The organism is Butyrivibrio sp. MC2013 (assembly GCF_000424585.1).
Classification (GTDB): Bacteria; Bacillota; Clostridia; order Lachnospirales; family Lachnospiraceae; genus Butyrivibrio.
Map to the genome: position 1 here is coordinate 195105 of NZ_AUKE01000005.1, position 21526 is coordinate 216630.

The following is a 21526-nucleotide window of genomic DNA, read 5'->3' on the forward strand; positions in this document are numbered from 1 at the left end:
CCTTGTATTTCTCTTCTTGGATTCAAAAAAGTATCAGCAGCCTGCTATATAAACCCGCAGGAAAAAGATATGACAAATACTCCGCCCCCGGGCCTTGCTCAAAAAATAGTATCAGCTGCACTATAAAGAAAGCGGGAAGCCAGGGTGTGATCCCCGCTGCTGATCTGAATAAAGCTGTCACAAAACCTGACCAAATCAGCAGGTATATGACCATCAGCATATACAATAATAACTTGACAGGGCCATTCTCTGCAATCCCTGTGCCTTTTTCTCCAAAACCGGCGATCATCAGTATCACAAATCCGGAAATAGCAGGAAGTGTCACAAAAGCGGCTCTGTCCGCCAATAAAAAGAGTCTTCGCCTTAAAGGTGCCATATAGCGAGCTGCAAATGCAGCAGATCCTTTTTCGCCTGAAACACCTGCAGCAAGAGCCGCCATGGTGACCATGACCATCACAAGGCCCTCGAAAGGAAATACCCTATCATCTCCAGCTCTCTCTATTTCGACACCTTCCACAGTCTTATAATCCAAGGCAAAGACCTCATCACTTCCCAGGAGCTGATCGAATCTGCCACTGATAAGCTCTGAGAGCTCAGGATCATCTCTTCCAAAGAGCTCCTCATTCATAGATAATGTATACTCCTGCGCTGCGATCTCAAAGACCGTAGCCAAAAAGGTCTCAGAAGCCACAGCACTCCTGGCTGAATAGGATGAGGTCACAAGAGTTGCCAGTTCTGTTATCTCACATTCACTGATAATCCTGTCAAAATCTTCAGAAAGGATAAAACCGCAGTCTGCTCTTCCTGATGCCACCCCTTCTTTTAATTCCTCCGGGTCACTACACTCCTCAAAATCAAATACAGTTGCAGATCTCTTGCTCATATATAGGAGCTTATCTATAAGAAGACCTGAATAGTCCTGCATTTCCAAAGAGGCATATTTGGAAGAGGGGAGGTCTGATCCATTCTCATATTTTCCCTGATCATATATCAGGACCCTGCGCTGCATAGGTCCCGGCAGAGAGAGATAATAGATCATCAGGGCCGCTATTATGAGCATCAGCGTCATCACCCAGGTCAGTGGCTGTTGTATGCGATTTTTGAATAGAAGTATATATGTCTTCATGAATTCATCCGTCTCATCTGCATGAGTGCGCCTCCTATGAGTCCCGCAGCCCCTATCATAAGAGATACCACCACCGCAGTGCCCCCCGCTTCTCCCATAAGACCCAGGATCAGGCAGCTCCTCCAGGCCGTCATAAAGGAAATACGGGATAAGAGTTCAAAATGAGCAGGCAAAAAAGCTACCGGAAAGATAAGTCCCGACAATAGCATCATCAGTATATCTGCCAGCACAGTCACCATTATATTATTACGCTCATTAAGGGAGAGGCTGTAGATAAAGTGAAAGACTCCCGCCATAGAAAAGCTTGCGGCTATAAGCGCAGGGAGCATCCCAAAGCTCATAGTAAATTCGCTGCCAGAATAAACAATATGAGTCCTGCTTATAAGAAGGCCTGTCACCAGCCCTTCAAGGACCAAGACAGACGCCATCACCATCGTTCTGATAATGCTCCCGGCAACAGCTCCCGGCCCCCTAAGGGACAAGCTCCGCCTCAGGGCCAGATCCTGCGCACTGTATAAGCCTGCAAAGGATATGCCTGACAGGAATAGAAAAAAAGCCATAAATCCGGCCACAAAATATCCCGAAGGAGATAAGCCTCCGTAGACAGATACTCCTTCTGTACCCAGATAGTTCACACGTTTGAGGGCAAGAGACATCAGAAGGTCTGTTAAGGTCTCTTCCATATCAGCCCTGTCAACTATGAGAGGATAGCTGTATAGTCCAGCCTCAGTCACAGAATAGATCGCCGCTTCTCCTGTTCTGATAAGAGATACGCCGTTTGTAAGTTCCTCCCTAAAGGTATCTGTCAAAAGGTCTGTATGGGAAGGAAGGATAACTCTTGCAGGAGTATTGATGCCTGTCATCACATCGTGGATAAAGCCCTGCCCAAAGATAATAGCCGCTGCGATATCCCCGCTCTCTATAGCTGCCACAGCTCTGTCCTCTTCCATGTATACAATGTCGCATATTTCACTGACACTCTTCTGGGAGGCAATAAGCCTGGAGAAGGCCTTTAGAGACTTGCCCTCATCGCCCCCGGGCAGCACCATGGCTACCTCTATCCTTCCCTGCTCTGTGAGATGCTCCATAATACCAGTGATGGCATAAGACATGCCAAAAGTCACCGCCAGGGACATGATAAGGGCCAGGCTCATCCTACAGAGCTGTATGAGTACTCTTTTGTATTCAATTCGTATATATCTTGCAAGCATAGCGTCGGCTCCGTTTATTCCCAGTATATCTGTATATATCAGACATATATAGGCTCAGTAGTTTCTTCATAGCCTTATCTTACAGGCCGCAAGATCCCATCTTCCATAAGATATACCCTGCTGCTCTCTGCTATCTCCGCTTCATCATGGGTAGATGCGATGATGATACCGTTTCCGCGGATAAAAGACTGCATCCAGTCCCTTATCTCCTTTTTGTAATAAATATCAAGAGAAGATGTGGGCTCGTCCATGATAAGGACAGGGGGTCTTCCGGCGCAGGCGCAGGCTATGGCAGTACGCCGCTTCATGCCTCCGGATAGAGTTGATACCTTTTGGCCCAGGATAGGCTCAAGGTCAAACTCCCTTATTATCTCCCTGTAATCCTCTCCCTTGTCCTTCATCCAAAGGCTCAGATTATCCTTGACAGTCAGCTCATCAAGCAGGGGATCATCCTGGGGCAAAAAGCCTGTATATTTGCTAAAGAGCCTCCTGTCAGACGACGCCTCCCTTCCCCAGAAGGTCACTCTGCCCTTCTGCATGGGATCTACCCCCGCAAGGATACGAAGAAGAGTAGACTTGCCGCAGCCATTCCTGCCTATGATAGCTACCATCTCCCCGGGGCGGGCATTAAAACTCACACCCCTAAGGACCGCCTTTCTCCCATATGATCTAGTTATATGCCCTACCTCCAGCATTTACTCTCCTTCCACGCAGGCCGTAAACAAATCTAACAACAGTTAAAAACCCGAGGTCATTCATAGCACCTCGGGTAAAATGGCCTGATCAATCAAATACGTCTTCTCCAAACCTGACTTTCAGATAGGCCTTTATGGCTTCCACGCACTTCTCAAAGCCCAATCTTCCGGAATTCAGGCACAGGTCATAGTTACGGGCATCTTCCCATTTTTCGCCTGTATAGTACTCATAGTAATCAGCCCTGTATTTATCTACTTTCTCAATATATTTCTCCAGCTCTCTGCCCCTCATGGGCTGCTTTTTGGCAGCCTGCTCCATGAGGAAATCATGGGGAGCATGAACAAATACACTGGCCACGTTGTCATAATCCCTAAGGACATAATCCGCACATCTGCCTACTATTACGCAAGGCTCAGTTTCTGCCAGCTTTTTGACTATCTCAGCCTGATAATTGAAGAGGTTCTTGTCAGATGTAAAATCTTCACTTTCAGGCTTTAGGAGCTGACCCTTATATATGCTCTTCTTTACCTTGCGGACCAGGGGATTGGTAGCTTTGACATTTTCATCCGCCTGTACGAAGAGCTGCTCGCTGATACCTGACTCGTCTGAAGCCAGCTTCATCAGCTCTTTGTCATAATAATGGATACCCAGATCCTCGGCCAGCATTTCTCCAACAGTCCTGCCGCCGCTTCCATACTGCCTGGCAATGGTCACTACAATCTTTTTCATACGATCATTCTCCCAAATATGCCTTTCTTACAGCTTCATTATGCAGCAGGTCCGATGCCTTGCCTTCCATGGATATGCTGCCGGTTTCCAGAACATACGCCCTGTCGGCTATGGATAGAGCCTTCTTGGCATTCTGTTCTACTAAAAGGACTGTGGTACCATCCTTGTGAACGCTCTCAATAATATCGAATATCTCATTGACCAGGAGCGGAGACAGACCCATGGAGGGTTCATCCATCAGGATGATATCAGGATGAGACATGAGGGCTCTGCCCATAGCCAGCATCTGCTGCTCTCCTCCTGACAAGGTACCTGCCAGCTGGTTCTGACGCTCTGAAAGCCTTGGGAACCTGTCATATATCTGAGCAAGAGTATCTGCGATCTCCTTCTTGTCAGTCCTGGTAAAAGCTCCAAGTGCAAGATTCTGCGCCACTGTCATATCTGCAAATACGCGCCTTCCTTCAGGCACCTGAGCCATTCCCATGGATACGATCTCATGTCCGGGGATCTTGCTGATATCCTTATCCTTGTAGATAATAGATCCGCTTCCTGCCTTTAAGAGACCTGCTATAGTATGGAGAGTGGTAGTCTTACCTGCGCCGTTAGCCCCTATAAGAGCTACGATCTCTCCCTTTTCTACCTTGAAGGATATCCCCTTCAAAGCCTGTATAACACCATAATATACCTTTAAATCACTGACTTCCAGTAATGCCATGTGAACCTCTTTCTCTTACTCTCCAATATAAGCCTTGATAACTTCAGGATCTTCCAGTACAGCCTTGGTCACGCCCTGCTTGAGCACACGGCCAAAGTTAAGCACTGTAAGCTTCTCGCATATACCGCTTACCAGCTTCATGTCATGCTCGATCAGAAGGATGGTCATACCAAACTTATCCCTGATAAGGGAAATTGTATCCATCAGCTCCGCAGTCTCGTTGGGGTTCATGCCCGCTGCAGGCTCGTCTAGCAAAAGAAGCTTTGGTGATGTAGCCATAGCCCTTGCGATCTCCAGCTTTCTCTGCTTACCATAGGGCAGATTGGAAGCCATGATATCCCACTCCCCATCCAGGGAAAAGACTTTGAGCAGCTCCATGGATCTGTCCCTGATCTCCTTTTCAACCTTGTGATATTTGGGTGTATGAAGAATGGAGTCCAGTGTGGAATACATGCAGCCTTCTATATTCTGCAGACCTACTGCAACATTGTCGATAACAGGAAGTTCCTTGAACAATCTGATATTCTGAAAGGTTCTGGCAATGCCTGCCTTGTTGATATCAACAGTCTTTTTACCTGTGATATCCTCACCGTCAAGTCTGATGATACCCTCTGTGGGCTTGTACACACCTGTAAGAAGGTTAAATACCGTTGTCTTGCCTGCTCCGTTGGGACCTATCAGTCCGTAGAGCTCTCCCTTTTCAATTGAAAATGACAGATCATCAACGGCTCTAAGTCCGCCAAAGGAAATACTAAGATCATTTACTTCAAGGAGTGCCATTATGCTGCCTCCTTTCTAACAAATCTTCCAAATACTCTGCTTCTCCACTTTCTGGCTCCCGGTGCCCAGTTAAAGAGCATCATGGCTATAAGGACTATAGAATAGATGAGCATACGATATGCATTAAGTCCTCTGAGCATCTCAGGCAGCATGTAGAGAATACCGGCCGCAATAACGCTGCCTCTGATATTGCCTATTCCGCCCAGCACCACATATACCAGGATCAATATAGAGATATTGTAGCCAAAGTTACCGCTGGTAGCCTGAAGAGAGGATATATTATGTCCAAAGAGCACGCCTGCGGCTCCTGCAATAGCTGCGGAGATGGTAAAGGCCAGTATCTTGAACCTGGTGATGTCTATTCCTATAGACTCAGCAGCGATCCTGTTGTCCCTTATGGACATGATCGCACGTCCGTCCCTGCTCTTTATAAGATTCTGTACTATAAACAGGGTGATAAGCAGTACCAGCATGGCAATGGTAAAATTGGCATCTCTGGGAGTACCATTTATACCCATAGGTCCGTTGAGGATAGTGGTGCCCCCTGCATCCAGTCCCATAGCAGAAGCTGAGGTGAATGATGCGTGGAGTCCTCTTCCATCAAAGCCCAGATACACGGCATTGATGACATTCTTGATGATCTCGCCAAAAGCAAGAGTCACGATAGCAAGATAGTCACCGTTGAGCCTGAGTACGGGGATACCTATCAGGAAACCAAAAAGTGCCGCAAAGGCGATGCCAACTACAAAAGCAAGGAGGAATCTGATGCCTCCCGGCAATATATCCTTAACAAGATTAGAAAAAATAGCAGATGAGAAAGCTCCTATGCACATGAAACCTGCATGTCCAATAGAAAGCTCTCCAAGAATACCTACGCAGAGGTTAAGGCCTACGGCTGCAATGGCATAATATACCATAGGTACCAACAGACCCTTGATATGACTGCTCAGTACTCCTGCAGCCATAAGTATCTCTACGATTATATAAATAGCTATGACCATTATATAGGTCTTATGTTCTTTACTAAGTTTGATCTTCTTCATGGCCATCCCCCTTATACTTTTTCCTGGATCTTCTTGCCCAGGATTCCTGTAGGTCTGACAAGGAGAACGACTATAAGTACTCCAAATACAATAGCATCTGCCAGCTGAGATGAAATATAGCTGCGGCCCAGGATCTCAATGATACCCAATAGGATGCCGCCTATCATAGCTCCGGGAATAGAGCCTATTCCACCAAGAACAGCTGCAACAAAGGCCTTGATACCCGGCATAGCTCCTGTATAAGGAGTAAGTGTGGGATATGCGCTGCACTGCAGTGCTCCTGCTATAGCCGCAAGAGCTGAGCCTATGGCAAAGGTCATGGTAATAGTCTTATTGACATTGATACCCATCAGGGTAGCAGCGCCTCTATCCTGTGCTACAGCCAGCATAGCCTGACCGCTCTTTGTATTTCCAATAAACCATGTAAGGCATATCAGCACCAAAAGGCTGACAGCAATAGTTACGATTGTCACGCCCTGGATCCTCAGTGCCCCTATGCTGATACCTGACCAGGTAATAACAGGAGTAAATGACTTGGGATCGGAACCAAATATAAGAAGTGCCAGATTCTCAAGCAGATAGCTCACACCAATGGCAGTGATCAGAACGGCAAGAGGGGAACCTGCTTCGCGAAGAGGCCTGTATGCCACCCTCTCCGTGGTCACACCCACAAGTGTACAGATAACCGTAGCTGCAACTACTCCAAGGATCATCCCTGCCGGTGATCCGGACGTGGCAGATACTATGGAAAAAATAGCATAGCAGCCTACCATTATAAAATCGCCATGTGCGAAATTCAGCATCTTGGCAATGCCGTATACCATAGTGTAACCCAGGGCTATAATGGCATATACACTACCCAGACTGATGCCGCTTATCAAATATGTCAGGAAATTCATGAAAACTCTCCCCTTTCCCAAAAACCTTTATCTAACATTTTACCCCAAAGAAAATAATAATCCAACAATCGCAGATTAATTTCACTGCATAAACCATATATTCGCAAAGAGTTTCTTTAAAGCAAAAATAAAACCAAAGGCAGCCCGCCAAATCCATGACAGGCTGCCGATGATGTTATCAAGTTCAAACCGGGCCGGGTACAAATAAGGTAAACAGGCCCTTCGACTATGCCGAATCCAAACGGCATATTTACATATCTTTTGGAACGCAGCGACTAAAAGTCAGATCAATCTGCCAGTGTGTATACGCCGCCTGATATAACAACAGCCTTGGGCTCCTTGGTAGGCTCACCTGATGCATCCCACTTCATGCCTGAAGATGTAAGACCATCAACGCTGATCTCTACCATAGCACCCTTCATAGCCTCTGAAATATCACTAACTGACATGTCAGGCTTGATATCAGCCTTCTCTGCAGCTGCCTTGATAGCATATACTGCATCATAAGCATCTGCTGCAAACTGGTTGGGAACGATATCATGCTCTTCCTGGAACTTCTTAACAAAGTTCTGAGTCAGATCATCTTTAGCGTCAGCTGAGAAAGGTGTAAGGAGCATCAGTCCCTCTGCCAGTGAAGTATCAAAGTTCTCAACTCCAAGGATACCGTCCATGCCGTCACAGCCAAAGAAGATAGGACTAAAGCCCATTGTGTTGGCCTGCTGAAGGATCAGAGCTGCCTCTGAATAATAGATAGGAAGGAATACCAGCTCTGCGCCGCCGTCCATAGCCTTCTGGATCTGTACGGAGAAGTCTGTCTTGGAATCAGCTGTGAAAGCTTCCTGAGATACGATCTCAAGTCCCTGGTTAGCAGCCTCTGCTACAAATGTATCTGTGATACCTGATGAATATACGTCAGAGCTGTCATAGATAATACCAATCTTGGAAGCAACGCCATGGCTTCCGATGTACTCTGCAGATGCAGCTCCCTGAGCGGGATCGGAGAAGCATACACGGAATACGTTGTCATAGTTAACACAATCTGCTGCAGATCCTGAAGGTGTTATCTGGAACATATTGTCGTTGTGTGACTCTTCGGATACTGCGATGGAGCATGCACTTGTTGTAGAACCTACCAGGAACTGCATTCCCCAGTCCTTAAGGCTGTTGTATGCATTGACTGACTTCTGGTTATCCAGCTCGTCGTCCTCTGCCTGGAAAGCGATTTGAACGCCACCAATACCGCCGTTTGCATTGATCTCATCTACAGCGATCTTGGCGCCCCACTGAACAGCATTACCATAAGCTGCTGCACCGCCTGTAAAGGGTCCGATAACACCGATCTTAAAAGTATCTGAGCTGGCAGATTTTGATCCGCATCCTGCCAGTACCGCTGCTGTCATTACGACAGTCATTACCGCACTTACAAGTTTCTTCTTCATAATGAATCCCTCCTGAATAATGCATGTATTTGGATGCATGTATACAATTTAGAATAATTATGACATACTGTGACGCGTTGTCAAGTCAAAGTGATAAAATTGATCAAGTATGCTTTCCCCCTCCGTGCAAAACCCCGGTCGCTTGGACCGGGGCTTCGCACCTTATTGAAACTTATTCAACTACAGCTAAAGTGGAATGATCCACCTGCTATTTTGTTAGGGAGCAATTTATCACTCCTCGTCCTCTCTTCTGCGCTTTCCGATCAGTATAAGACTGATGGATATTCCTGCGCTGATAAGGATGATGATCCATCTGCGGAAGCTGTTAATGGAATCATCTGTCTGTACGTTTCTGCTTGCTCCAAGTACTGCGGGTTCATCTGTCACTGCAGGCTCTCTTCTTGCTCCAAGTACTGCAGGTACATCAGCTGCAAGAGGTGCAGGTGTAGGAGCTATAACGGTAGGAGGAGCAGGTGTAGGTGTAGGAACCGGTGTAGGTGTAGGAGGAGGAGTAGGTGTTGATACAGGATTGATCCTGAGTACTCCAAGCTTCTCTACTATCTTGTAGTTGGATGCCTTTGCAGTATCCCATGTAATGGTATAGGTATTGGGAGTTTTGCCTGCATTGGTAATGGTTCCTGTTGCCTTAACCTTTGCTATCTCGCCGTTCTGGAGACCGTTTAGACTAGCTTTATCATTGGTAAGAGGATTGCCATCATAATCCTTTGTTGCTGATCCGGTTGTTACGGTAAGAGGTGCAGGATTGATAATGAGGTTACCCATCTTGCCTTCTTCACTGCTCTCCTTGAATGTGAACTGGCCTGTCACATCATTGTTATCCTTGTCCACAACCTTGGCTTCTGAGAAATCCATTACCATCTTATAGATCGCAACGTCGGTTCCTTCGGTAGCTACTCTTACTCCTGTTACTGTATATGTAGGTCCGCCTGCAACAGGTGTGATAGGTGTAGCTGTTTCCTTGGTCATTGCACTTGCTGTGATGGCAATGAGCTTATTCAAAAGTCTCTTTGTCTGCTGTACAAATTCTCTTACAGGTGAAGGCTCTGCCTTGCACTCGAGACTAAAGTCAAAGTCTTTCTGGAGCAGTCCGTTATAAGTTACTTCTACTGTAGGTACGGAAGCTATTACTTCGAAAGGTGTGGTGCGGTTGGTAATGGTGAGATCACCTATGCTCTCATCAAGCTCGTAGTTGTCAGGATCCGCTGTTGTCCATTCGATAGTATAGTCATTCTTCTGTGTTCCTACATCTGTAATTGAACCTGTTGTGGTGATCTCTGCTATCTCACCATTCTTGAAATCAGGCTTTACATATCCTGCTGTTAGAGGAAGTCCGTCATATTCCTTCTCAGCTGACTTGGTAACGATTGTAAGAGGCGCTTTGGTAATTGTAAGATTACCGGGCTTATCTACAATCTTTGCAAAGTTACCGGTCTTATCAAGGCCATCTGCGTCGTAGATCCTGATCGATCCAGCAGCTATAGGGTTATTGCCTTCGCCGGATTCCTTAACATTGGTGATAGAGCCTTCTGTAACTGCCTTAACTGTTAATCCTTCAGGAAGACCTGTTACGTTTTCAATTTCGATCTCTTCACCTTCTTCTCCGGTTCTGAGAGGCAGTCCGTCGTACTCTTTATCAGCATTTGGTGCTGTTACTGTTACTTCCTTGCTATAAGGTGTTACTGTCAGATCCTTCTTCACTTCGATCAGCTTGTAGTTATCTTTATTTACACTACCCCAATCTACAATAAAGTCGTTGGTAACAGTGCCTACATCTGTGATGGTGCCTTTTATAGTGATCTCTATCTTCTCTTCATTTGCAAGGGTTACTGTAAAAGGCTTGTTCTCGTGATCATCCTTAATAGTCTGAAGACTATCAACTCCGCTTACCACGATATCTGCACCCTTTGTAAGAGGTGTTCCATCATATTCCTTTGTGCCTTCTACTGAGCTGACTGTAACTTCTCTTTCAGTAACTGTAAGCTTGCCTTTTGCCTTCTCGATATTGGTGTAGAAGCCGGTTACGTCTTCGCCATTAGCGTCCCTTATCACAAATCCGTCATCAACTATATTGTCACCTACGCCTGCATCTGTCTGGCTGCCGCTTGCTGTTGCCTCTACTGTATAGCCTTCAGGAAGTCCTGTTGCGCTTACAGGATTCTCCTCTGTACCGGGTGCCGTAAGGGCAGTTCCGTCGTATACCTTGCCATCGCTGGGAGCAGTCAGTACAATGAGTGTCTCGTCATCTATGAGTACTTCCAGTTCTCCGATAGAAACTGTCTGTACATCGTAGTTACCAGCCTCATAGTTACCAAAGTCAATATCTATGGTATTGTCGCTCTTACCAACTTTGGTCTGGCTGCCTTTAACTGTTACCTGAGCTGTTTCATCTCCTACAAGTGCTACTGTGGTAGCTGCACCTTCATGATCATCAGGGATGTCAAAAGGCTCGTTGCCTGCTACTGATACTGTTGCACCCTTGGTAAGAGGTGTGCCGTCATACTTCTTGGTACCGGGGTTGGTCTTGAGCTCTATGACTCTCTTCTTGATGGTAAGTGTTCCGTTCTGAGGATCTACTGTAAAGTTATCAGTCTTATCCTCGCCTGTTGCATCTTCTGTGATGGTATAGTCAATAATCTTATTATTGCCATCCTGAGTGTCTGCTACTTTGATAACAGGCATATCAGAGGATACTGTTGCCGAAATACTGAAGCCTTCAGGAAGTCCCAGTTCCGCAGGATCTGTTGTTTCAAGCTCGTTCTTTACAAGAGCTGTTCCGTCATAGGTCTTGTTGGCACTTGCTGCCTTAATGGTGATAGTATTAGTATTCTTGACTACGCTGAGCTCACCAAGATCTTCGCTGATAGAATAGTTCTTAGGATCTACTCCTTCGCCCCATTCAATTGTGTAGTCATTTTTTACAGGCTCTGTGGTGATCTCCTTAACCTTACCGGTTGCAGTCACTGTTGCCGTATCGCCATTTACCAGGCCTTCAATGCCTTTGCCTTCCTGATAGTCATGTTCCTGTCCATCATACTCAAATACATTGCTTCCTGTCTTAACAGTAACTGTTACAGGTTTGATGGTAAGTGTACCATCCTCGCTTGTGATATTTGAGAAGTTTGCTGTTACGTCGTTATCCTTCGCATCTCTGATAACATAACTCTTAACCTTGTTGTTTCCTGTTTCAGAGTCGGCTACATTGATGATATCTTTGTCTGTAGCAACTACTGCGTCTACATAGAGACCTGCAGGCAGGTTTTCGGGAGTTGTTGTTACCAGTTCAGGCTTTTCAAGCTTGCTGCCGTCATAATCTTTTTCATCACTGGCTGCCTGGATCACGATCGCGTCATCATTTGCAGTCACTTCAAGGGTTCCAAGCTCTTCTTTTATTGTATAGTTACTACTGTCTGTATCGCCCCAGTCAATGCTGTACTCATTATCTACAGGGCTGGGAGTTACATCCTTTACTACTGTAGTAGCTGTTACTGTAGCTGTTTCATTATTCTGAAGTCCTGCGATGCTTGCTTCAGGCCATGTGTGCTCCTGTCCGTCATATACAAAGCTATTAGTTCCTGTTGTAATAGTGACTTCTACAGGATTGATGGTAAGTGTACCTTCTTCGAAGCTTACAGTGTAGTAGCCGGGCAAGTCAGCGATCGCTGCCTGCTCATCTTCTGTAAGATAGCTCTTTGGTCCTTCTGATACCTTGGTAATGGAAGGAGCTGTGCCAAGGGCTGCGCTTATAGAATCAGCATCTGCATCAAGAGCGCCTTCTATAGTGTAGTTACCATCAAGGGCTGTTCCGTCATAATCCTTGTCAAGAGTATCTGCTGTGATCGTCAGAGGAAGTGTGTAATAGATTGTGATCTCATTGTTATCCTCTGATACTGTAACAGACTGAGAAGGATTATAGGAATCCACTGTCAGATCCTTTTCCTGATATTTGGTAACAGGAGCTGCTGTATATTCGGATCCGATAGTTGCAGATTCTGTAACATCATCACTGACCTTAGTAGTTGTTCCCTTCAGATAATGATGTACTGTTACATCCACCTTATTTAATATGAAATGTGCATAATAGGTATGAGCTTCATAGAATCCACTTGCATTCCTGTCAGGTACAAATTCTGCGTTTTCGCTAAGCCTGTCCTCTGAATCGTCAACAGACCAGTAATCAAACAGGTATGCATCAGATGCTGCTGTTGCTGTAGATCCTGCTGCTGTTCCGCTCTCCACCTTAACTGTTTCAGATTCAGGACTTACTGAGCCATATCCTGTGCTGTCTGCAGCAACTGCGTAGTTAATTGTTACTTCATCCTCTTCCCATACTGCAAAGAGATCTTCATAAGGCTGCTTCTCATCAGCTGCAACCTTAGTAGCTTCTTTGCCGTTTACGTCAGTGTATCCGTTTCCTGTCCATACCAGGAAATCAGCAGTTGTTCCGCCCTGAGCCTTGGTCCAGCCCTTAAATACATAGCCTTCTCTTGACTGAGCTCCGACAATATCTACTGCCTCGTTGATCTTGACAGGTGAATCCGAATGATAAAGAATTCCTTTACCTTCGTTTTCTGATCCGTAATTGCTGTACCAGTCAATATGAGTAGGAGTCTTCTCTTCTATATCCTTATAGACTGCTATCAGCTGAACGTCATAACTGTACTGATTACCTTCTACTACGTCTTCAGGAGCCACTACAGTATTCGATCCAAGAAGTGTAATCCTGGAATCACTCTTTTTGGCTATAAATGTAGCACCTGCAAGAACTGAAGTTTCAGTATCTACATATTCACTGCCATTCCATTTCTGAAGCTGCCAGTGATCAAATACCTTCTTCTCAGGAGGAGTCGGAGCTGCGCCTGCGCTGACAGAGGATCCGTCTACATAAAGGACATTGTCGCTGGGAGGATTTGTTCCTTCTCCTACATCATAGATGATTCCAATTCCTCTTGAACCAATAGTGATCTCACTCCACTTAGCATAGAGATTAAATTCCTTTGTGATCCAGAATCTGTCTACATCACCATTAGACGTAGCACCATTTCCCCATTTATCCATGGGATCAGTCATATGCTTGGTCTTGTCATAAGCTGTTGTCACTGTTGTCTCATTAAGAACAGTTGCTGCTGAGAATGCCTTATTACAGCCTTCATCAGTGTACCAGCCAAAGAATTCATAGCCTCTTCTCTGTCCTGTAGGAGCTGATATCTTGCCGCCATAGGATACACGGAAGTTCATATCCTGACTTTCAGATCCCCATGTAAGAGTAGTATCAGTACCTGCATTGGGATGCAGGAATACTCGGTACTGAACCTGACGCCATTTTGCATATACGGTAAGTCCGCCCTGAGGCATAGTAGAGAAAGTATATGCCTGAGTGCAGGCATCATCCAGATACCAGCCTTCAAATGCATATCCTGTTATAGCTTCAGGTACAAAATAATTATCTCCGTCCTTATTATAAGAAGTAATATCTGCGCCGTATGTAATGCCGTTAGCTTCGTGTAATTCTCCGCGGTTGTCCTCTGCTAAAGGATTATTATTGCCATCAACGTATGCTCCGTCGTAGTAGAGTATGGAGTACTCTAAGCGGTCAAAGTATACGTATAATCCACTATTTGCTATTGTAGAAGTCTGATATCCGGGAGTTCCGGGATTAGCATCATAGTAGTAGTTTCCATCATTATTCATCAGACTACCAACCTGATGCCAGCTGCTAGTGCTGTTTTCATTGTTCCATGCCACGCACTTGAATCCGTTATACTTATCAGACAGATGGAAACTATTTGCTGCAGTATTAACGGTATCAGAAATTGTATAACCGTTCTTTTCAGGATTTTGTTTCAGGAAATATATATGTTTACCTGATTCAATTTCCTTTGCATAGAAATTAACTGTTGTATTATTACTGGTAGGAATAAATGCATCGAGGAATGTTGTTCTGGTTCCTGAACCCTGATTCTGGTAATTATAACCTGAATACCAGTCATACTCATTTGGCCATGTATAGTTATTGGCTTCAAGAGTGGAAGCATACAGGCCGCTCATTGTAGTATAGAGATTCCAGTTCTGGTTATTGCTACGGGTATACCTTGTACCGGTATAAGTATGCCATCCGCCTGAGTAATATCTCCAAGTTGAACCGCTTCTTGTCAGCTGAACATACTGTCCGTCAACAAGGCCATACTGTGTACCGTTGTTAGCTGTAGTAGCAGTATATGCATAGCCATAGAGGTAGAAATTAAATGTTATATTATTACGATCATAATATACATTAACTACTGTATTTCCTTCAGGGGCAACTCTCTTAGTAGCCTGATCTGTATTCTTAAATGTAAAACCGGTCTCGCCCTTGTAGGTGCCGCCCTGTACTACGCCGGTGGTAGCATTAACTGCAGAAGGGGTAGATCCAACAGCAGCATTCTCAACAGTTACGGACTCTACAAAGTCATAACCGTCTCCTGCCACATTCTGTCTCCATATCAGTACTACATAATTAGCTCTGGCATTTGCCTGCCACTTTGCATAGACTGTAGTAGTCTCTGCTATGGTATGACCAAATTCAAATACTTCACCTGTAGGATCTGCACCAAGCTCAGAAGGTTCTCCGGTATACCAGTCTATAAAGGTATAACCGTTCCTTATCATATCCAGTAAGCCTTCATCACTGGTCACTTCTCCGGTCTTGATAAATCTGGGTGCGTTATAGGTTCCGCCCTTACCGTTTTCATTAAAGATAAGCCAGTGGCCTTCAGGGGCGGTAACTGAGAAAAGGATGTCTCCTGTAATGGTTATCACAGAATCATTTTCATAATAGTATCTCTGCTCACCGTCAACCACCTCTGACTGTGCTCCACTAGGATAGCCAACGATATTGCTCTTGCCATCAGATACGATCCAGCCTTCAAAATTGTGGCTGTCGTCTGTGATAAAGCCCATATTTACAGTATAGGAGGTGCTTGTCTCTGTAACAGGGATCTCTTTAACGTCAGTTCCCAGAGCTGTACCGTTCTGGTCAACGTAGGTAACTGTAAACTGTTTGAAGATAACAGCATAGTATGTAATACTGTCATCATCAGTAAGTCCTGCCACCTTGGACATCGCTGCTGTTCGTACATCTTCTATAGTAAGTGTAGGTGTAGAGGCTGTATAATTTTCTTCTGTTGTCCAGCCCTTAAATACCTGGCCATCAGCAAGATTGCCTGCGCCGGGATCATATATTATAGTAGCAACTTCCTCAGCTGTATCAGCTGCTTTTACATACATTGTATCGATCTCATTAGTGCCATTCATAAAAGTAACAGAGAGTCTTGGCACGTCACTACCAACTACGATGAATACTGAGAAATTGTTGACATCAAATGATGTAGCGGTAACAAGTTCTTCTCCATCTGTTACCTTTGTTGAAAGCTCAGCATCAGAGATCTCTTTTACTTCACCGTCGTGCTGATGGAGGACTGCAAAGTCTTCACCTTCCATAGCCTCTACCAGCTTCAGACTTACATGAACATATTTTGCATCAGCGGGCTGGATCTCTTCGCCCTTATATACGAACTTGATATCTACAGCCTTGGCGTCTGTAGCGTCTTCTTTTACTTCCTGAGCAAGAGCCAGAGCTCTCTGATCAGATACAGAACTGATAGCGATTCCTGTGCCTTCAGGGAAGAGGCCTTCCTCTGCTTCGACTGTAACAATGAGGTCTCCGTGTCTCTCGTTCCTTACAGAGATAGCAGGCATCTGTTCTACAGCTACAAAGTTTGCTGTGAAGGTGGCATCTTCCTCTATATCAGCAGGAACAAAAAGGGCTTCAGTTCCAACTTCGTTGCCGTCCTCATCTGTCCAGTTTGTAAATGTATACTTATCGTTCCAGGCAGTTGCAGTAGCACCTTCAAAAGCTGCATCTTCTTTATTAATATCTACTTCTTCTGAGGAGATAGATACTTTGCCGCCCTTAGTTGCTTTATAAGTAACCTTTACGATCTTCTCTTCTACTACAGGCTCCTCTTCTACTACGGGAGCGGGAGCAAAATTAGCAGTATAAGTAATGTCACCGGATACTATGGAAGGAACTATGGTAGCACTCTCGGATACCAGTTCCTCTCCAACTGTCCAGTTACTAAAGATGTAGCCATCAGAAGGGATAGCCGTTGAGCCTTCAATATGATACTCAGATGAGATATCTACTGTTTCGGATTCCAGACTAACAATTCCGCCTTCAGAAGCGGCGTAGCTGACTGTAGCATATACAGCTGCGGAAGCTTCTTCAGAAGGAGCTGCTTCTTCAGCAGGTGTTTCGGGAGCTGTTGCCTCTTCGGGTGCTGCAACTAAAGCTTCTTCATTATTCTCTTCGGGATTTGCGGAAGTTGTGTCATCAGATTCAGATGGCACATTGACAGATGCGCCTTCAGCAGGTGCCGGCGCTTCTTCGGATGCGGGTGCTTCCTCTTCAGGAGCTTCCACAGCAGGAGCTTCGGGAGCTTCTTCAGGAGCAGGAGCGGGAGCTTCATCGGAGGGAGCTTCAGGAGAGCTCATAACAGCCACAGGCTCCGCCTCTGCTACAGCAGGCTCGCTCTCTGCGACTTCTGCAACTACTTCCTGCTCTCCATCCTGAGCATGCACGTTAAGAGAAAAACCGTTTCCTCCTACCGTGGTTGCAGTGATCGCAAGTGATAACAGTACAGCTAGAAATCTTTTCACTTGTTTACTCATATCCATTCCTCCTATAGCCTTGTACGTTGAATAAGTTTGTACTTAATAAGGTTTGTATTTAATGGCTTTAGTAAGCCTTAAGGAAACTGGTTAATATGAATAATGTCTTACTTACAAGTCCAGCCGGTTCTGCTTCCGGCGATGTCTTTACGATCTATGCTGTTATCCCCTTTTTCTTTTTTTCTCCTCCGTTATCTTTTTCTGATCTTACGATCAGAGGATACCCCTCCTAATTTATACTATTCATATATTTACTTTATAATAAAAAACAAAACATCATCAAAACCATCACATTTTAAAATGGATTTGCAACATGTCATTATCGGGTATTATTTTGTCAAATACAGACAAGTTTTATACGCTTTTTCGATATTATTATTTTGAATGTCCATTCTATTACAAGCCTTGCAAACACTGCGTCACACCACTTTAATAAACTATATTGATTGTTAATCAAATCTTCTTTTTAATGTATCTCAGCAACAAAATAAACGTAATTACGATACTTTTGCACTCATCGTAATTACGTTTATTTTTTGCTTTATTAAAACGCTATGGCCTGTTATTTGTTATTTGCTGATCCTGATTTATCACGGCTTTTCAGCAGCGCTTTCTCCATATTTGCAAGGAGATTTTCTGTATTCTCAAGGAGCTGCCTCTTTTCTTCAGCAATTGCATCATTCTTTTTATATTTATATATGAAGAGTATCCTGCCGGTTGCCTTAAAGGCAAGAGCACCTTTATAGTAGTTTATAAGCTTGGGGATATTGTCGGACTTGTACTTGGCACCTCTGAGCACCTCAAAGCATATCTCTCCATCGCCGCCCTTTACTTCTCTCATATACAATCTGTGGGCAGAGCGCCTTATAAGAGCTGCACGCACCAGGTTATCAACAGATTCCGGAAGGTCTCCAAACCTGTCCCTGAGCTCGTCTCTCATATCGTCTGCTTCGCCGATGTTCTCTACCTCTGCTATTCTCTTGTATATCTCCAGCTTTTGCTCTTCATTGAGAATATATTCAGAAGGTATATAAGCATCTATATCCAGATCTACTGATGTATCAAAGTCTTCCTCGTAGTCACCAGCAATACCCTTCTTCCTGGCAACAGCTTCTGAGAGGAGCTTGCAGTACATATCATAGCCCACTGCCATCATATGCCCTGACTGTTTCCTGCCAAGAAGAGAGCCTGCGCCTCTGATCTCCAGGTCCCTCATTGCGATCTTAAATCCGCTGCCCAGATCTGTAAATTCCCTTATGGCAGAGAGTCTCTTCTCCGCATCCTCTTTGAGCATGCGGTTTTTCTTATACATAAGGAAGGCATAGGCCGATCTGTTGGATCTTCCCACTCGTCCCCTTAGCTGATAGAGCTGGGACAGCCCCATACGATCAGAATCTGAGATGATGATGGTATTGACATTTGGTATATCCAGGCCGGTCTCTATGATAGTAGTGGATACCAGCACATCGATCTCCCCGTCTATAAAGTCGTACATGATCTTTTCCAGCTCCTGCTCTGCCATCTGGCCGTGGGCAAAAGCCACATTTGCTTCAGGTACCAGCTTCCGGAGCCTGCCTGCAACATCAGCTATATCATTTACTCTGTTATAGACATAATAAACCTGACCTTTTCTGTTTAGTTCCCTGACAACGGCCTCTCTGACCATTTCTTCATTGTATTCACAGACAAAGGTCTGGATAGGTCTTCTCTCTCCCGGCGCTTCTTCCAATACGCTCATATCCCTGATTCCCACCAGGCTCATGTGAAGGGTCCTGGGAATAGGAGTAGCAGAGAGAGTCAGTACATCTACATTTTCTCTGATCTTCTTAATCTTTTCTTTATGGGTCACACCGAATCTCTGCTCTTCGTCTACTACGAGAAGGCCCAGATCCTTGTATTTCACATCCTTTGATAACAGCCTGTGGGTACCTATTATGATATCCACAAAGCCTTTTCTTAGATCTTCCAGGGTCTTTTTTTGTTCTCTGCTGCTCCTGAAACGCGAGAGGAGATCCACTCTTACAGGGAAGTCTTTCATTCTCTCACTGAAGGTATTGTAGTGCTGCTGAGCCAGAATGGTCGTGGGCACCAGGACTGCTACCTGCTTATTCTCCTGGACAGCCTTAAAGGCAGCTCTTATGGCTATCTCTGTTTTGCCAAAGCCCACATCTCCGCATACCAGTCTGTCCATGATCTTATCGGACTCCATATCAGCCTTGGTATCAGCTATAGCTGTCTCTTGATCCTCGGTCTCATCATAAGGGAAGGCATCCTCAAACTCCTGCTGCCAGACAGTATCCTTGCCAAAGGCATATCCTTTTGTCTCCTGTCTCTTCGCATAGAGCTCTACAAGGTCATCAGCCACCTCTTCAACAGCTTTCTTGACCTTATTCCTGGTCCTTGCCCAGTCGCTTCCTCCCAGCTTGTTGAGCTTTGGCTTATGCTCCTTTTCTTCATCGGAAGCTCCCGAAGCATACTTTTGAAGGACGTCGAAGCCCGTTGCCAGGACGTAAAGGTTGCCTCCATCTGCGTATTCCACTTTGACATAGTCCTTGATCACATGATCGGACTCTATCTTCTCTATGCCCCTGTATATGCCAAGGCCATGACTTTCATGTACCACATAATCTCCGGGATGGAGATCTGCCATAGAAGAGATTGCTTCTCCTGACAGACCTGATTTTTTTCTCTTCTTTTTCTTTTTGTGCTCTGTAAAGATATCGCTCTCTGCGATCACAGCAAACCTTATCTCGGGATACTCAAAGCCCTTGAGGATCCTGCCGTAATAGGTCATGATCTCCCCTTCTTCAAGGACTTTACCGGGATTCTCCGAAAAAGAGGCTACTATATCATTGTCTCTAAGATCCTCTACTATTCTCTTGGCCCTTGTCCTTGAGCCCGAGAGTATCAGCACTCTGTAGCCTCTCTTCTTATAGCTTTTAAGGTCCTTTACAAGAAGGTCAAAAGAATTATTATAAGGTGCTATGGTCTGTGCATGTATCTCAAAGCTTTCCCCGGGATCATAATGATTCTGCGCCGCAGGCATGGGTATGGTCTCAAGAAGAACCCTTCTGATGCTGCCCATCCTGGCTATTACCTCTTCTTCGCCAAAGAGCAGATCCATCTGCCCGGGAAGTATATAGCCCTGTGCAGCCCTGTTTTCCATGCTTTGGGCAAATTCCTGGAATACAGCCTCAGCCGAAGCCTGCACATGGGCGGGCTCATCTATAAAGATCATGGTCTGTCCTTTTTCAAAGAGGCCCAGGAAGGTCACCGGCTCTTTGACAAAATAGCGCAAAAAAGAGTCCATGCCGGACATATCATGGAATTCAAGAGCCTCGTCCTTTTTTTCTTTTATATATTTGCCAAGTCTTGCTGCTTCCTCAGTCTTAAACTCTGCACGAAGCTCATGGGCCCTCTTATCAGCTTCAGCATCGATCTTCTCAAAGCCTTCATAAAGCTCATCATCTGTGAGGATAAGCTCCGTAGCAGGATATACCTCAATAGACTCCAGCTTCTCCAGAGATCTCTGGGTCATGATATCAAAGGCTCTGATAGATTCCACATCATCTCCAAAGAGCTCTATCCTGTATGGATTCTCCTCGGTAAGGTCAAATACGTCCAGAATATCTCCCCTCACAGAGAACTGGCCAGGACCTTCAACCTGATAGCATTTCTCATATCCCATCCTTACCAACGCAGCAGATGCCTCCTTAAGATCAAGAGGATGACGCTTATCAATATACAGGATATTCTTTCTGATGATATCTATGGGGATCTGAGGACTCATAAGAGCCGCAAAGGTGGTAACAACAGTAACAGGCTTTCTCTCTATGAGGCGGCGCAGGGTCTTTATCCTCTCCCTGGTCAGGTCATTGGAGTGGACATCAGCCTGATAAAATATCAGATCTCTGGCAGGATATACCGACACATTCTTGTCATAGAATTTATAGCCCTCATAGATCTCCCTGACCTTCAGATCGGACTCCGTCACTATAATGCGGAAACGGACCTCTTTTCCCAGTCCGCTTATCAAATGGAGCTTTTGAGAATCCGAGCAGCCTACAACCTCAGCGCAGGCCAGAGGATTATCCAGGTATTTATTCAGCTTGTTAAATGCAGGCAGTTCCTGCAATGGCGCTTCTATTGCTCGCATCCTGT

The 21526-nt window shown here is 45.2% G+C and carries 11 protein-coding genes; all 11 read right to left on the minus strand.

Annotated elements, in window-relative coordinates; translation table 11 throughout:
• Window positions 1–22: 22 nt before the first annotated feature.
• On the minus strand, window positions 23–1126 hold the full coding sequence (locus tag G636_RS0103545; protein WP_026506900.1) for an ABC transporter permease: 1104 nt from the start codon (window positions 1124–1126) through the stop codon (window positions 23–25).
• Entirely contained in the window at window positions 1123–2337 is a 1215-nt protein-coding gene (locus G636_RS0103550) for an ABC transporter permease (protein WP_026506901.1), read from the minus strand. Before G636_RS0103550 ends, G636_RS0103545 begins: the two co-directional genes overlap by 4 nt.
• A gap of 74 nt (window positions 2338–2411) precedes the next feature.
• Complete coding sequence (locus tag G636_RS17180) at window positions 2412–3032, minus strand: ABC transporter ATP-binding protein (RefSeq protein ID WP_051226466.1); 621 nt, start codon at window positions 3030–3032, stop codon at window positions 2412–2414.
• 88 nt (window positions 3033–3120) lie between these two features.
• Window positions 3121–3762, minus strand: coding sequence for a cytidylate kinase-like family protein (locus tag G636_RS0103560; protein WP_026506902.1), 642 nt, complete (start codon window positions 3760–3762; stop codon window positions 3121–3123).
• 4 nt (window positions 3763–3766) lie between these two features.
• The gene (locus tag G636_RS0103565) at window positions 3767–4477 is read right to left on the minus strand and encodes an ABC transporter ATP-binding protein (protein ID WP_026506903.1); all 711 of its coding nucleotides are present in this window, start codon (window positions 4475–4477) and stop codon (window positions 3767–3769) included.
• 15 nt (window positions 4478–4492) lie between these two features.
• A complete protein-coding gene (locus tag G636_RS0103570) occupies window positions 4493–5257 on the minus strand; it encodes an ABC transporter ATP-binding protein (protein ID WP_026506904.1) in 765 nt (254 codons plus the stop codon).
• On the minus strand, window positions 5257–6300 hold the full coding sequence (locus G636_RS0103575; protein ID WP_026506905.1) for a branched-chain amino acid ABC transporter permease: 1044 nt from the start codon (window positions 6298–6300) through the stop codon (window positions 5257–5259). Before G636_RS0103575 ends, G636_RS0103570 begins: the two co-directional genes overlap by 1 nt.
• 11 nt (window positions 6301–6311) lie before the next feature.
• Entirely contained in the window at window positions 6312–7199 is an 888-nt protein-coding gene (locus tag G636_RS0103580) for a branched-chain amino acid ABC transporter permease (protein ID WP_026506906.1), read from the minus strand.
• Window positions 7200–7486: 287 nt separating this feature from the next.
• The gene (locus tag G636_RS0103585) at window positions 7487–8638 is read right to left on the minus strand and encodes an ABC transporter substrate-binding protein (protein WP_026506907.1); all 1152 of its coding nucleotides are present in this window, start codon (window positions 8636–8638) and stop codon (window positions 7487–7489) included.
• A 231-nt stretch (window positions 8639–8869) separates the two neighbouring features.
• Window positions 8870–17365, minus strand: coding sequence for an InlB B-repeat-containing protein (locus G636_RS0103590; RefSeq protein ID WP_026506908.1), 8496 nt, complete (start codon window positions 17363–17365; stop codon window positions 8870–8872).
• A 562-nt stretch (window positions 17366–17927) separates the two neighbouring features.
• Window positions 17928–21521, minus strand: a complete 3594-nt coding sequence (mfd, locus tag G636_RS0103595; RefSeq protein ID WP_026506909.1) for a transcription-repair coupling factor — start codon at window positions 21519–21521, stop codon at window positions 17928–17930.
• Window positions 21522–21526 lie beyond the last annotated feature (5 nt).

Excerpts from the sequence above, each read along its gene's own strand:
- G636_RS0103545 (WP_026506900.1), bottom strand. The coding sequence starts at position 1,126 with ATGAAGACATATATACTTCTATTCAAAAATCGCATACAACAGCCACTG.
- G636_RS0103550 (WP_026506901.1), bottom strand. The coding sequence starts at position 2,337 with ATGCTTGCAAGATATATACGAATTGAATACAAAAGAGTACTCATACAG.
- G636_RS17180 (WP_051226466.1), bottom strand. The coding sequence starts at position 3,032 with ATGCTGGAGGTAGGGCATATAACTAGATCATATGGGAGAAAGGCGGTC.
- G636_RS0103560 (WP_026506902.1), bottom strand. The coding sequence starts at position 3,762 with ATGAAAAAGATTGTAGTGACCATTGCCAGGCAGTATGGAAGCGGCGGC.
- G636_RS0103565 (WP_026506903.1), bottom strand. The coding sequence starts at position 4,477 with ATGGCATTACTGGAAGTCAGTGATTTAAAGGTATATTATGGTGTTATA.
- G636_RS0103570 (WP_026506904.1), bottom strand. The coding sequence starts at position 5,257 with ATGGCACTCCTTGAAGTAAATGATCTTAGTATTTCCTTTGGCGGACTT.
- G636_RS0103575 (WP_026506905.1), bottom strand. The coding sequence starts at position 6,300 with ATGAAGAAGATCAAACTTAGTAAAGAACATAAGACCTATATAATGGTC.
- G636_RS0103580 (WP_026506906.1), bottom strand. The coding sequence starts at position 7,199 with ATGAATTTCCTGACATATTTGATAAGCGGCATCAGTCTGGGTAGTGTA.
- G636_RS0103585 (WP_026506907.1), bottom strand. The coding sequence starts at position 8,638 with ATGAAGAAGAAACTTGTAAGTGCGGTAATGACTGTCGTAATGACAGCA.
- G636_RS0103590 (WP_026506908.1), bottom strand. The coding sequence starts at position 17,365 with ATGAGTAAACAAGTGAAAAGATTTCTAGCTGTACTGTTATCACTTGCG.
- mfd (WP_026506909.1), bottom strand. The coding sequence starts at position 21,521 with ATGCGAGCAATAGAAGCGCCATTGCAGGAACTGCCTGCATTTAACAAG.